Genomic DNA, 14163 nt, shown 5'->3' on the forward strand with positions numbered 1-14163 from the left:
TTCCACTATCGATGTGATGCGGGCGCGTCGAAATTTCAATGCCCCGGTATCTCACTTTGTCTTTATTGCGGCAAGGGCTTGCATCATGGCATCGTCACCAACCGTCATAAAAGCGGCATTTTCCGTATAAATCAGCGCGCAGACAAATTCCTTGCCGGGATAAAGCGGTGACAGAATTTCGCGATAGATGGCAAGCTGTGCCGTGTGGGAGAAGGGTATCTCGTGCGCGTCGCGCGGCGGCACACGGTTCGTCTTGTAATCGACCAGAATGACGCGGTCGCCATCCACTGCCAGCCGGTCGATACGGCCGGAAACCGCATAATGCTGCCTGCCGATCGTCATGGTCCCCATAATGGAAACTTCTGCGCGGCTATTGGGCGAAAATGCCGGCTGCACCGCTGGTTCTGACATGACCCGCAAAACCGCCCGTATCAGATGTTCGCGCTCGGCAGACGGCCAGAACCGTGCGGCACGTTCGGCATAGCGGCGGGCTGCCTCTTCCCGCTCACTCTCGGCAAAATCCGGCAGGGCCTGCAGCATGCGATGCACCAACCGACCGCGTTGCAATGCCAGCGAGGAGACATCGGCTTTTTCGCCGAAAAGCGGCGAACGCACGGCAAGATCGTCCGCACCGTCATCAATGATGGTGCCCGCGCCGGAAGGGCTGAGCGGCCTCGGCAATGATGGCAGGGCGGGCAAGGGGGTAAGAAGCCCCGCCGGAAGAACATATTCTTCTTGCGTCTGTGGTTCAGGCAGCCTTGGCGGAGCGGGGGTCGAACGAGCATCGGACTTGCGCCAGACAAGCCCCTGCCACTCTTCACCATCGGCCATAAACTGTTGCGGCTGGCAGTGCTTTTCATTGTCGGCAAGTGCTGCCTTGACGATGGCGTGCCAGCATTCGGGATTTTCCTTCTGACCGCGATAACCGCAAACGACCAGATGATCGGCGGCACGTGTCATCGCCACATAAAGCAGCCGGCGATATTCGTCTTCCGCGGCCGTCTTCAGGCGTTCCTCATCGGCGCGAATGAGATGATTGGAAAAACCGCTGCCAGGCAGCCAGACGGGGAAGGCATCCCCGTCTGCTTCAACGAAGCGCAGTTTCGGGACATGACTGTGGTTGAAGGCTTTCGAACCGCCATCGACCACAAAAACAACCGGCGCTTCTAGACCCTTGGAGGCGTGCACGGTCATGATCCGCACTTCACCGCGATCCTTGTCCTGTTCGCGTTTCACCTCCGGCGAATCCGTTTCCAGAACGGATAGGAAGGCTTGCAGGCCGGGCAAGCCGGTCCTTTCATGGTCAAGCGCAAAGGACAGGAACTCGTCCAGGACATCGCTCGCCTCGTTGCCGAGACGACCCAGGAACTTTTTGCGCCCGTCATGCAGGGTCAGAACCGCAGCGAAGAAATCATGCACCGTTGCCGTTTTCGAAAGCGCGATGAAGTTCTTGAGCTTGTTGGCGACTGCGAAGAAGCGGCTGTTCTCGTCTTTCGAAAGCGTCTGCAATCTTTGCCACACGCTCTCCGTATCGGATCGCGTGGCAGCGACGTCGAAAACATCGTCTTCGGAGAGATTGAAAAGCGGGCTTTTCAACAGCGCGGCCAGAGAAAGGTCATCCTCAGGCAGCACGACAAAACGGCCAAGCGCCAGAAGGTCCTGCACGGCGATGTGATCGGTCAGGCGAAGACGGTCGGCACCGGCGACGGGAATGTTCTTGCGCCGTTTCAGCTCACGGGTCAGCGCATTGACGAAAGCATGGCGTTTTCTGACCAACACAAGAATATCGCCGGGCTCAATAGCGCGTTCCACGCCCTTTTCGATGATTGTCTGGTTGCCGATCATGCCGGCAATGCGCGCGGCGATCCGGCGGGCAACGATGGTGGCCGGCGCGCTTTCCCGAAGTGCATCGAAAGGTGCCGTCCAGTCTTCTTCGTCCTCGGCGGTTTCCGGCGCCACCATATCCCAGACTTCCACGGTGCCGGGGTGGCCGGCGCGGTTGGAGCGGTGTTCGACTGGCTCGTTATCGGCGCTGAGGCCGCTGGCATTTTTAGGGTCCGAAAAGACCTGATCGACGGCGGCCAGCACATCTTCCGTGGAACGGAAGGACAGCGGCAGGCGGATGCGGTGAAATGCCTGCTCCACCGAATCGACACGCCTTTTGGTCTCGTCGCGCTCCTGCGAAAACCGCTCCGGTCGTGCGCCCTGGAACGAATAGATCGATTGCTTTTCATCACCCACGGCAAAAAGCGTGCGCCGCCCCATGCGGGCGCTCTCGCCGCTGAAGAAGTCCGCCGCCAGCGACTGGATGATCGACCATTGCACAGGGCTGGTATCCTGCGCCTCATCGACGAGAATATGGTCGATACCCTGATCTAGCTTGTAATGCACCCAGGCGCCCGCCGTATCGCGGTTGAGGAGATTGGCGGCGCGCTCGATCAGATCCTCAAAATCGAGCTGGCTTCGCTGCTTTTTCAGATCCTCGAAATCGCCGATCAGTCTCTCAGCCAGAACAAGCGCGCATTTCGTCGCCTCCAGCATTCGCACCAGACGATAGCGGTTACGACAGGCCACGACATGGTCCCGCGCAAGCGTCAGCGCGTCGACGAGATCGGGTGCGGATTTCTGCATGCCCTTGTTGATGACATAGGCATCGGATTTTTTTTCGCCCTTGGCTGTCAAAAGCGCAGCTTCGATGAATTCCATGCGCCGCACGGAATCCGTCTGCCGTTTTGCTTCCCGCAGGGCATAAGCGACATCTATGACGCGCGATCCGCCCACTTCGTCGGCAAGCGTCAGATAGGTATCGAGGGAAAGCCCCGAGAGACCGGGCAAGGGCCAGAATGCCGCCGCTGCCGTTTCTTCGGTTTCACCCGCGTCTATCTGCATTGCCTGCCGCAATTGGGCATCGATGCCATCAGCCTGTTTTGCATCGATCAAAAAGGCACGAAGGGCGCTGCGATTGGCGATGATGGCGGTGAGTAGCGATTCGAGCCCGCTTTCGTCCGCCAAATCAAGCACATAAGCGAGAGACTGCGCGAGATCGGTGTCTCCCTCCGTCGAAACCGCCGTTAAAAGCGACCGACGTGCCTCGGCCAGCAGGGTTGTTGCGGCGCGGTCATCAAGGACGGAGAAGTGGCCGGCGACATTGGCCTCCAGCGGGAACTGATGCAACAAGGCTTCGCAGAAGGCGTGGATCGTCTGGATCTTCAGCCCACCGGGCGTTTCCAGCGCCTTGGCGAACAGCCGCCGCGCTTCGGCCAGCTTGATGCGATCCGGCATCTTTCCTTCGATGGCAGCGACGCGATCCCCAAGATCGTTATCCGGCAACGTAGCCCATTCCGCCAGACGGTCGAAAACGCGGCTCGACATTTCGGACGCCGCTGCCTTGGTATAGGTCAGGCACAGAATTGCGGAGGGTCGGCACCCGGCCAGAAGTAGACGGATGACGCGCTGGGTCAGTACATGGGTCTTGCCGGAACCGGCATTGGCCGAAACCCAGGCGGAACTTGCCGGATCGGAGGCGAGCCGCTGTCGGTCGCTCGTCCAGTCTATCCAGCTTTGCGGGGTGTCCGTGGCAGGCCCGTGATCGATAGGGTCAATCATCATCGCCGTCTCCCGGTTCTGCCGTCGACCATTCCGAAACGCGGGCGAGGTGGTCATATTCCCCACCGTAGGATTGTTGCTCCTCCGGCACCAGCCGCGAGGCAAAGCCGTTTTCGCCATCACGCAGCGAACGCACGAACTTGGCCAGCTGATCGATTGATTCGGTTGCCAGCTCGATTGCCGATTTCGGTGCTTTTTTGCCACCCCGGTTGGAGTGTTCGTTGTTCACCTGGTCGGGAAAGAAACGGTCACCCGGCCGCAGGCGCACATAGATAAGGTTTTCCGGTGTCTGCGAACCCGCCTCGCGGAAGGCGCCCCGCATCAGTGCTGCCGCTTCCAGCGCGAGCTGCGGGTCGAGCAGCGCGCGCGCCTGATTGACTGAAGGCGCAAGCCCCGTTTTGTAGTCGATAATATCCGCCTGACCGCCGGTCTTGATATCTATGCGGTCGGCGATGCCGGTCAGCCTTATGCCTGCCTCGGGGATTTCCTGTCCGGCACGCGCCTCGAAAAAGCTGCGGCGGATGGATGGATGTCGTTCTTTCTCCCAGTCGATAAAGGCGCGTGCCACCGCCTCGAATCGCGGGCGCCAGATGACATCGACATGTGCAGGAAGATCTTCCGCGTCGAAACTTTCATCCAGAATACGCTGCATGGCCTCGAGCGATGCCGGTGTGCCGGGAATATGCCCCTCGCGGGAATAGCGCTCGATGATTGCATGATAGAGCGTGCCACGGTCGGCGGCATTGGGATCGCGGTTGAAGCCATCAAGCGGGTTGAGCTTCAGGATACGCCGCGCATAGATCGAATAGGGGTCGCGGCGCAGCCTGCCCACTTCGCTGAAGGAATAGCTCTTCGGCTGCAAGTCTGCCGGCGGTTTGGGGGCAGGGCGCTTTGCTGCTTCCTGGTCGATGCTTGCATCCATCAGGGCCGCCCAGTGGCGATAGGTCTCGCCGCGCTTCTTCAGCTGGTCGGCAAAATCCTCGCCGCCGAGTGCCAGCAACCGTTGCAGCCAGCGCGATGCGACTGCGGGTGTCGAGCCCTGTCTGAGCGCGCGGCTGTAGAAAATCTGCCGTGTCCCGTTCGCCATCTCGAAATCGTGCGCCAGCTGGCCGATGCGCCGCTCCGGCGGTTCCAGACCGATGGCTGTCTTCATGTTGCGGGACAGAAACGGGTTGTTTGCCGTCTGGCCCGGCCAAAGCCCTTCATTGAGACCGCCGATCACGACAGTGTCGACGCTTTGCAATCGTGCCTCAAGGGCACCGAAAATGAAAATGCGAGGATGGCGCATGGATCGCGGCTTGATCGATTCGCCAGCCACCAGTGCCGCGAAGATATCAGCCCATTGCGGACCATCCGCATCCAGGATTTCGCCGCTTTCCATCAATTCGCCAAACAGGCCCGAAAGCTTGTCGCCTGCCTCGCCGGACCAGAGAGTGGCAAGATCGTTGTTGTCATCCGCGCAGATGGCTTCGATTACCCGGCCCGTCCGCTCGGCCCAATCGGAAAGCGGCAATTTGTCCGTGAAAGACCGGCCCGAGCGGTCGCGACGCACGAATGCGCTGCCAAGCGGCTCTGTCGAAACGGCGATCCGGCGTGCCAGATCGCGCGCGGCGTCTACGCTTCCCTCGGGCAGCGCCAGCCTCCAGGCAGGCGGATGCCGGTCATCGCGCTGCGCCGCCAGTTGCGCATCGAGAACCGCCTCCAGATTGCCGATTTCGGTTTCGACGCGGCCGCCTCTAAGTGCGATCAATTCCAGCGCCTTTGATGCTTTTGTAAAAGCCTCCAGCGAAAGCCCGAAACGGCTGAGCGGATGTTTCAGAAGGGAAATGACCGGCACCGGATCTCCGGGCCTGAGGATCGCTTCTAGTGCGAGTTGGGTCAGTCCGGCCTGCGGCGTGGCGGAAAGCGGCGTACCGGCGGAATCGTCGGCTTCGATACCGAAGCGCTGCAATTCCGTCGCCACGCGCCTGGCCAGTCCGCGATCGGGCGTGATCAGCGCGGCCTGAGACGGGCGGCCAGCGCCCGGCGCTTCCAGCGCCAGCCGCAGCGCCACCGCAATTGCGGTTGCCTCTTCGCGCTCGTTGGCAGCTTCTATCAGGGTCGCTGCCGCAAAAGCATCGTCGAAAAATCCGGGTTGCTTGTCCTCACGCCAGCGGTTCCAGTCACTGGTGGATTTGGCAGGAGCAAGTGCTGCCGAAAAAACCGCCGCGCGTTTTTCAAGATCGCTATCGATAGCGCCAATCTGAACGACATCGTCTCGCATGATGTCAAGCTTCTGCAACAGCATGTGGAGGCCGTATTGCGAATGGGTGCGGCTTGAAGGATCGGTAGGGTCCTCGGCAATAGCCTCCCATTGTTCCTCCGGCATCGTAAGATCGAGGCCCGGAAGCACGACGACGCCCTGGGGCAGGGAGGCGACAGAGGCGATAAGGTCTGCTGCTGCCGGAATTGAGCCCGTGGAGCCCGCAACGATGATCGGTCCGGTGTCCGGCAGGTTGGCAAGCCGGTTCGCCTCCGCCCTCAGGATGCCGTTGCGATGTCGGCCTGCGGAAGTTCGATTGAGTTCGGAAAGACGGGCGGGCCAGAACACGCTGGCGATTTTCAGGAAATCCGCCGTCAGCTGCCACCATTGGGCGTGATCGCCGGTATCGAGATGCGCGAGCGCCTCCCATTCCTTTTCTTCCGTATCCATCGCATCGATCACTTCGCCAAGCGCGCGCGCCAGCCATATGGCGTCGGCAGGGCTGGCGGGGGCGACAAGTGGTGAGTCCGAATGGATGGCCCTGATGGCGTCCGGCAGGCTGTTGCGCCATGCCAGAATGAGGCGCGCCAGCTCGATTTGCCGGCCGGTGCCGGAAATCGGGGGCGCCAGATCCATGATCTCAGGATTTTCGATCTCGAAGAAGCCGCTGTCGTCATCGGTTTCGCCGAGCGGCCGGATCAGTGGCAAAATGGCGGAACGACCGCCCAGAAGATCGACAAACTCTGAGCGCAGCACGCGGGCGGAGCGCCGGGTCGGAACATAGATCGTCACCTTGGCAAGCGAAAGCGGATCCGCAGGGTCATATTTATAGCCGGCTGTCAGTGTCCCGTCACATAGCGTTTCCGCGAGCGTTTTGAGGAACGGTGTTCCCGCAGCGATCGTCAGGACGCGCTTTGCGTGATGGGTCAAAGTCATGCAGAGCGCTTTTCCCTGTATTGCCGGATGATACTTTCGGCATCGTCTATCGCATCGGGAGTGCCGACGGTTATCCAGTGGCCATCCAGTGAAAGCCCGAAAAGCCGGTCTTTCTCGATGGCGCTGTCGAAATAGATATTCAGGTTGAAAGCATCCCCCGGCGCATCGTCCAGCAGGTGCGAATCCATGGCTATGGCCCCGGCATAAACCACCGGGTTCGTGTCCCCGTCGCGATACCGCGCCAGTCTACCATCCGAAGAGAGGTTGAAATCCCTCTTGCCGTTATGACCGGTGGTACGGTCCATATCGACGCAGAGCATCGCCATATCCATGCGCGTCGCATCGAAGAATTGCGCAAGCTTGCGCAGGTTGCTGACGGCATTCAGCTGCTCGCCAATCCAGAAAAGATCGGCATTCATCACGAAGACGGGACCTGGCTCCAGAAGTTTCAGGCCCTTGGCAAGTCCGCCACCGGAATTCATCAGCTGCGACCGCTCGTCGGAAATCAGGATTTCGGCGTCGGTACGGGTTTCAAGATGGGCGATCATCTGATCGGCATGGTGATGGACGTTGACGACGATCTTCTCGGCGCCGGCCTCGACAAGGGCGTCGAGCGCGTAGTCGATCATCGGTTTGCCGGCGATCTTGACGAGCGGTTTCGGGATCGTATCCGTGATCGGGCGCATCCGGGTGCCGAGCCCGGCGGCCAGCACCATCGCGTTCTTGATCGTCATTGTGGTCAACCGTCTTTCAGTCTTTAAAATTCCATGCCCATATGGACGCACCAGTCTTTGAGCGGTGCAAGTTCGGGATGCGAAAGCGCTGCGGAAAGATAGCGAAACGTCCTTGGCATATGTTTCATATAACCGGGTTTGCCATCGCGTTCCAACAGCCTTACCCAGATACCGGCCAGTTTGCAGTTGCGCTGCGCCGACATGATGGCGAAAGCCTTGAGAAAGGACGCCTCATCGAAGGATGGCTCGTCTCGTCTAATGTCGAGATAGTGCGAAAGCAGGCGTTCCTGCAGTTCGGGCGAAATGGTAACCCGCGCATCCTGCACGATGGAGGCGAGATCGTAGGCCGTCGGGCCGATCATCGCGTCTTGAAAATCGATCAGTCCGACTTGCCGGATGTCTGCATTATGCTCTTGCCAGAGAATGTTCGGCGAATGGAAATCGCGCAGAAGTAGCCCGCTTTCGCAGCCACTGAGCGCGTCTATCAGGCTGTCCCAAAGAGCATAATAGTCACGCTTCTCGGTATCGGACAGTGATTTGCCGCGTTTGTGGGGCAAATACCATTCCACCAGCAGCGACACCTCGATCTTCATCGCCGGTCGATCGAAAGGAGGCACTTCGTAGGTGCTGCCGTCACCAACTGGCAGCTTGCGCGGTGTCGGAGCTTTATGAAGGGCGGCGAGGCACGCGACGCTTTGCAGATAACGTTCCTCTATCGGCGTTCCATCAGGCGCAAGCACCCCATCCCGCCCGAGGTCCTCTAGGAGGAGAATGCCCTGATCGGTATCCGCCGCCAGTATTTCAGGCGCGCAAAAGCCGCTATTTCGCAGATAATTGCCGATCGCCACGAAGGAACGGGCATCCTGGGCAAGATGGGCGATTTCCGCATAGGTCTTGCCGTCAGCAACGATCGCACCTCTCAAAGGGCGTCGCCAGTCCATCACGATAAGGTCCGGACCATCGGTGGAAATGGTCTCATAGGCGCGTGTGGAAGCATCTCCGCTTAGAAAATGGCGGGTCGCATCGCCCTTGCCATTTTTCGCAAGAAATTCGCGAATGGCAAAAACGCGCTCAAGCCGTGCTTTCTGTTTCGCGGGAGCATCGATCACAGCCAGACGCCCGTCACCGGAGTGCTCCAGCCGCAGGCGGATGGTCTGGTTTGGCGGTAGGATTGCGGCGGCGATATCAGGCCACTCGATCAGGCAGATACCGTCTTCCAGCATCTCGTCGATGCCGAGTTCGTCCAGTTCCGAGACGTCAGACAGTCGGTACAGATCAAGATGGGCAACGGGAATACGTGTTGGATAGGTCTGGATGATCGTGAATGTGGGGCTTGGAACTTCAAGATCAGGTGCATCCGCCATCGCCCGGATGAAGGCGCGGGCGAGGGTGGATTTGCCCGCACCGAGATCTCCGATCAGCGCGAGGCAATCGCCAGCTCCCAAAGCCAGCGCCAGATCTTCGCCTAACCGGATGGTGTCCTTCTCCCCATTGAGGGAAAGGGTGATCGGCAGGATATCGTCACTCATTCTGCGGCGATGGAATGCGGGTGCACGCCCGAAGGAATGCGGCAGGTGACGATGGTGCCGTTGCCGGGCCGGCTGTCGATGCTGACAGTGCCGTGATGCAGGCTGACGAAGCTTTCCACTATAGAAAGGCCAAGGCCAGCGCCGGTCCGCCGCCCGCCGTTGCCGCGCGTCTCGAAGCGGTCAAACACGGCCTTGAGCATGTCTTCGGGGATACCCGGTCCCTTGTCCGCCACCGAGAACAGGAAGTCACCCTCGCTGCGCTGGCATGAAAGCTGAACGGAAGACCCTTCCGGCGCAAAATTGATTGCATTGGTGAGGAGCTTGATGAGGATCTGCTTCAGGCGCTGGTGATCCGCCACCAGACTACCGAGATGCGCGGGTGCGACGATCTCGAGCGAAATACCGCTTTCCTGTAGCCGGTCGGCAATCTGCACCGAAACGTCATCGAGCAATTCGTTGAGATCGTTTTCCGAGTAGTTCAACTGCATGATGCCCGCGTCGACGGTCGCGAGATCGAGGATGTCGTTGACGATGGTCAGAAGAACCGAGGAAGAGGTGGAAATATGGTCGAGATATTCTGCCTGCCGGTCCGTCAATTCTCCAATACCCGGGGTCTTCAGGAGATCGGTGAAGCCAATGATATTGGTCAGCGGCGAGCGCAACTCATAAGAGACGTGCTGGACGAAATCGTTCTTCAGCTCGTCGGCCTTGAGCAGTGCGTCGTTCTTTTCCTTGAGCGCCCGCTCGGCCCGCACGCTGTCAGTCATGTTGACGAATGTCAGCATGGTCTGCGCATCCGGCAGCGGAATAATGGCGTAGTCGAGGACCAGGCCGGAGAGTAGCTCCAGCGTTCCCTGTCTCGACGGGCGTTCATCGTCAAAGCTGGTGATGAACTGGCTGAAAGAGCGCCAGCCATCCGGCTTGTCGTAGGATTGCGTGCAGGCGGCCTCCACGGCGCGGATATGGGTTCCAGTTTCCGCCTGCTCGGCGGTAACGCCCCAGAGGGCCCTGAATGCCGGGTTGGAAAGGCGAATACGTCCGTCCGCACCAAACACGGCGACACCTTCGGCCAGATGGTCGATGGTTTCGCCCTGCACCTTCACCAAGGTGTTGTAGCGCATCTGCAGATCGACCTGTTCGGTCAGGTTCTCGAAGACCCATGTCGCGCCACCCTGCGGGTGGGCGGTCGCGATAACCCGCAACGTCTGGCCGTTGGGCAGGTGCCACAGATCGGTCTTGGTATCGAGAGAGCGGTAAACGGAGAGTGCCGTCTCTTTCCAGTTTTTCCAGTTCAGCTGCTCGGGCAATTTGCCGGCGGTGCGCAGCCTGTCGAGAAGCTCGGAATTATCGGGGCCGGATTCCAGGAAAACCAGATCGAACCCCCACAGGCTGGCAAAGGCCTGATTGTAGAATTGCAGCCGCTGCCGGCCGTCGAAAATGGCGACGGGCGTTGCGAGATGATCCAGCGTTTCGGCGTGGCTTTTCAGAACCCGCTTCATTTCCTCGCGGGTGGTTTCCGCTTCGGTAGCATCGATGGCGATGCCTGCAGAACCGCCCGCCGTCTTGATATCGACAACGTCGAAAAAGGTACGGTTTCCGGAAACCACCGTCGAAATGCGATCGTGGTAGGGGGAACTCGGCGTCGCGGCCGCACGTATCTTCTGCCGGGTAACGGTGTTCAGAAGTTCGCGTTTCTCCTGAATGGTCTGTTCGGCATCGCGCGCATCCACAGCGTGCGCATAGGCGTGGTTCACCCATATGAGTTCGCCTTCGCCATTGCGCCGCCAGACGGGCTGTTCGATCGAATCGAGAAGTTCCTGAAACGTGGAGACCGAGGCGATCAGGCGCTCGCGCTCCACCTGCAATTCGGCCAGTTCGGCGCGCAGGTTGTTGAGGGCGACGAAACGCGCGAAGGCATTGCCGCCGGAAACCCGGCCTTGAACTTCAATGACTTCGCCGCGCTGCGTTTCGATGGTCAGATCGAAACTCTGTGCGTGGCTGCGAAGTTTTTCGAGGGATTTTTCAAGCTGGCTCGCGGATGATGGCTTCAGCCAGCGCCCGAAGGCCAGAAAATCGTGATCCGCCTGCGGTGCGCCCGTCTCTACGGGCAGCTGCCCCAGGAATTCGGGGCGCTTGTCCACGCCGTCCCAGATGACGATGCGCCGGCTCTTGTCGGAGATAAGCGCCTCGTATTTCGCGATCTTGTGGTGGGATTCTGCCAGCGCCTTGCGGTATTCACCGCTCTCCGCCTCGATATTACCGCGCTGGCGCACCAGCCAGACGACGGAAAACAGCGTTGCCGAAAGCATGCCGACAAAAAGCGAATAGGTGATGGTTTCTCCGGATGAAAACAGCCGCGCGCCGGTCTTTGCGACAAGACCGTCCTGCGCCAGCGCCACATTTGCAGAACCGGCGAGAACCGTGCCGGACATCAGGACGGGAAGCCGCGAAAAGCCTGTCCGCACAGCACTGATCGCCAGCCGGCAACGCGCCATGGCCGCGCCCAATGCCACGCCAGCATGCGTGTTTTCAACGCGTTGAACTGTCTGCTCTCGCAGATCCGAATTGTGAACCGTCATCCCCGGTCTGTCTCCGTCCTATGTGCCGCATCTTCGACAAGACATCCCATTTCGTCCCCGCCGCCCTTTGGCGTGTCCGAATCAAGTTCGATGACAATACCGTCTTCATAAATCTGCGGAAAGGGAGCGCGCAAAAAAGATGCCGCGCGCTTTGTCAAGCACACGGCATCTACATATTGTGTAATTTCAGTGGATATTAACTATGAAATTAATATCTGTAGTGTTCTGCCTTGAACGGACCCTGCTTCGAGATGCCGATATAATCAGCCTGAAGGTCGGAAAGTTCGGTCAGGCGCACGCCAAGCTTCTCGAGATGAAGGCGTGCGACCTTTTCGTCGAGGTGCTTCGGCAGCACGTAGACTTCGTTCTTGTATTCACCCGGCTTGGTGAAAAGCTCGATCTGGCCCAGCACCTGGTTGGTGAACGACGCCGACATGACGAAGGACGGATGACCTGTGGCATTGCCAAGGTTCAGCAGGCGGCCTTCGGACAGCAGGATGATGCGGTTGCCCTTCGGGAACTCGATCATGTCGACCTGTGGCTTGATGTTTGTCCACTTGAGGTTACGCAACGAAGCGACCTGAATTTCATTGTCGAAATGGCCGATATTGCCGACGATGGCCATGTCCTTCATCTCGCGCATGTGCTCAATGCGGATGACGTCCTTATTGCCGGTGGTGGTGATGAAGATGTCAGCGGAAGACACAACGTCTTCCAGGCGAACGACCTCGAAACCGTCCATGGCGGCCTGAAGCGCGCAGATCGGGTCGATTTCCGTGACCTTCACGCGGGCGCCAGCGCCCTGCAGCGAGGCGGCGGAACCCTTGCCGACATCGCCGTAACCGCAGACCACGGCAACCTTGCCGGCCATCATCACGTCGGTGGCGCGGCGAATGCCGTCTACCAGCGATTCCTTGCAGCCGTATTTGTTGTCGAACTTGGACTTGGTGACGCTGTCGTTAACGTTGATGGCCGGGAAGGGCAGGAGGCCCTTCTTGGCAAGATCGTAGAGACGATGAACGCCTGTCGTCGTTTCTTCCGTCACGCCCTTCAGCGCGTCACGCTGCTTGGTGAACCAGCCGGGGGAAGCCTTGAGGCGCTTGTTGATCTGCGCGAAAAGAATTTCCTCTTCTTCCGAACCGGGGTTGGAAAGAACGTCCTCACCGGCTTCGGCGCGCGCGCCGAGCAGAATGTACATGGTGGCATCGCCGCCATCATCGAGGATCATGTTGGAGAGGCCGCCATCGGTCCACTGGAAGATCTTGTCGGTATATTCCCAATATTCCGTCAGGCTCTCACCCTTTACCGCGAAAACAGGAATGCCGGCCGCTGCAATAGCTGCTGCGGCATGGTCCTGCGTCGAGAAGATGTTGCAGGACGCCCAGCGGATGTCCGCGCCCAGTTCCTTCAGCGTCTCGATGAGGACACCGGTCTGGATCGTCATGTGAAGAGAACCGGTAATACGTGCGCCCTTCAGGGGCTTGCTCTCGCCGAATTCCTTGCGGCAGGACATAAGGCCAGGCATTTCGGTTTCGGCGATGTCCAGTTCCTTGCGGCCGAATGCGGCAAGGTTGATATCGGCGATGATGTAGTCCTTCTCAAGGCTCATGAAGTTCTCCAGATCAGAAATGCCATGCCTGCTGGCCCGGCTTTTAAACGTAGCAGCGGTTTAGCAGGCCAAAAACGATCTGGCAATAACGATATAAAGAAGTCTTTATGTCTTTATATGGAGGTGGGGTCAGGCTTCTTCGCCGAAGCGGTCGGCAACAAGTGCCTCGAGTGCGGCGAGCGCCTCTTCCGCCTGGTTGCCGCTCGCCTCGACATAGACACTGCATCCCGGGCTGGCCGCCAGCATCATCAGACCCATGATGGAGGTGCCGCCAACGGTCATTCCGTCCTTCGACACCGTAATCGTCGCGTCGAAACCCTCGACCATCTGCACGAATTTTGCAGATGCCCGGGCGTGGAGACCGCGCTTGTTGATGATCGGCAATTCCCGGGAGTGAGGCGACATGGGGCTGACTTCTTATTTGCCGCTTAAAACGCGGCTGGCGACGTTGATGTATTTGCGACCGGCGTCGGATGCGTCCTGGAGCGCCTTGTCCATGTTGTCTTCGCTGCGAACGCCTGCGAGTTTTATCAGCATGGGAAGATTGACCCCGGCGATGACTTCGACATTACCGTTGTTCATGACGGAGATGGCGAGATTGGACGGTGTGCCACCGAACATATCCGTCAGAATAATGACGCCATTTCCATCATTGACGCGCGTAACGGCGTCGATGATATCCTGCCGGCGCTGATCCATGTCGTCTTCGGGACCGATACAAACCGTCTCGATCAATTTCTGGGGACCGACGACATGCTCCAACGCATGGCGAAACTCCTCAGCCAGCTTGCCATGGGTGACAAGCACTAGTCCGATCATGAAATGCTCCCTTGCACACGCACTCTCATTGCCGACTATCGCAACGCGGCAATCCTGTCCATCGGTGGGATTTCATCTTGATGAGGAAAATGCGAATCGCAAGCCTAAA

8 protein-coding genes are annotated in these 14163 nt (G+C 59.1%); all 8 read right to left on the reverse strand.

Annotated features, from left to right (window positions below):
• Nucleotides 1-51 precede the first annotated feature (51 nt).
• Nucleotides 52-3609 (reverse strand): double-strand break repair helicase AddA, encoded by a 3558-nt coding sequence (gene addA, locus QE432_RS13295; protein ID WP_173993412.1) that lies wholly within the window; start codon nucleotides 3607-3609, stop codon nucleotides 52-54.
• Nucleotides 3599-6784 (reverse strand): double-strand break repair protein AddB, encoded by a 3186-nt coding sequence (addB, locus tag QE432_RS13300; RefSeq protein ID WP_112751827.1) that lies wholly within the window; start codon nucleotides 6782-6784, stop codon nucleotides 3599-3601. Before addB ends, addA begins: the two co-directional genes overlap by 11 nt.
• Nucleotides 6781-7518, reverse strand: coding sequence for a nucleotidyltransferase family protein (locus QE432_RS13305; protein WP_065660019.1), 738 nt, complete (start codon nucleotides 7516-7518; stop codon nucleotides 6781-6783). The genes addB and QE432_RS13305 overlap by 4 nt, the downstream gene beginning before the upstream one ends.
• 23 nt (nucleotides 7519-7541) lie before the next feature.
• Complete coding sequence (tsaE, locus tag QE432_RS13310; RefSeq protein WP_306624579.1) at nucleotides 7542-9047, reverse strand: tRNA (adenosine(37)-N6)-threonylcarbamoyltransferase complex ATPase subunit type 1 TsaE; 1506 nt, start codon at nucleotides 9045-9047, stop codon at nucleotides 7542-7544.
• Nucleotides 9044-11626: a sensor histidine kinase gene (locus tag QE432_RS13315; protein WP_013635192.1), complete on the reverse strand. Its 2583-nt coding sequence runs from the start codon at nucleotides 11624-11626 to the stop codon at nucleotides 9044-9046. Before QE432_RS13315 ends, tsaE begins: the two co-directional genes overlap by 4 nt.
• 208 nt (nucleotides 11627-11834) lie before the next feature.
• Entirely contained in the window at nucleotides 11835-13235 is a 1401-nt protein-coding gene (ahcY, locus tag QE432_RS13320; protein ID WP_003516323.1) for an adenosylhomocysteinase, read from the reverse strand.
• 129 nt (nucleotides 13236-13364) lie between these two features.
• Nucleotides 13365-13640, reverse strand: a complete 276-nt coding sequence (locus QE432_RS13325; protein WP_003516321.1) for an HPr family phosphocarrier protein — start codon at nucleotides 13638-13640, stop codon at nucleotides 13365-13367.
• A 12-nt stretch (nucleotides 13641-13652) separates the two neighbouring features.
• Complete coding sequence (locus QE432_RS13330) at nucleotides 13653-14054, reverse strand: PTS sugar transporter subunit IIA (RefSeq protein ID WP_003516318.1); 402 nt, start codon at nucleotides 14052-14054, stop codon at nucleotides 13653-13655.
• Nucleotides 14055-14163: the final 109 nt, after the last annotated feature.

Origin of the sequence: Agrobacterium sp. SORGH_AS_0745 (assembly GCF_030818995.1) — a bacterium.
Taxonomy (GTDB): Bacteria; Pseudomonadota; Alphaproteobacteria; order Rhizobiales; family Rhizobiaceae; genus Agrobacterium; species Agrobacterium tumefaciens.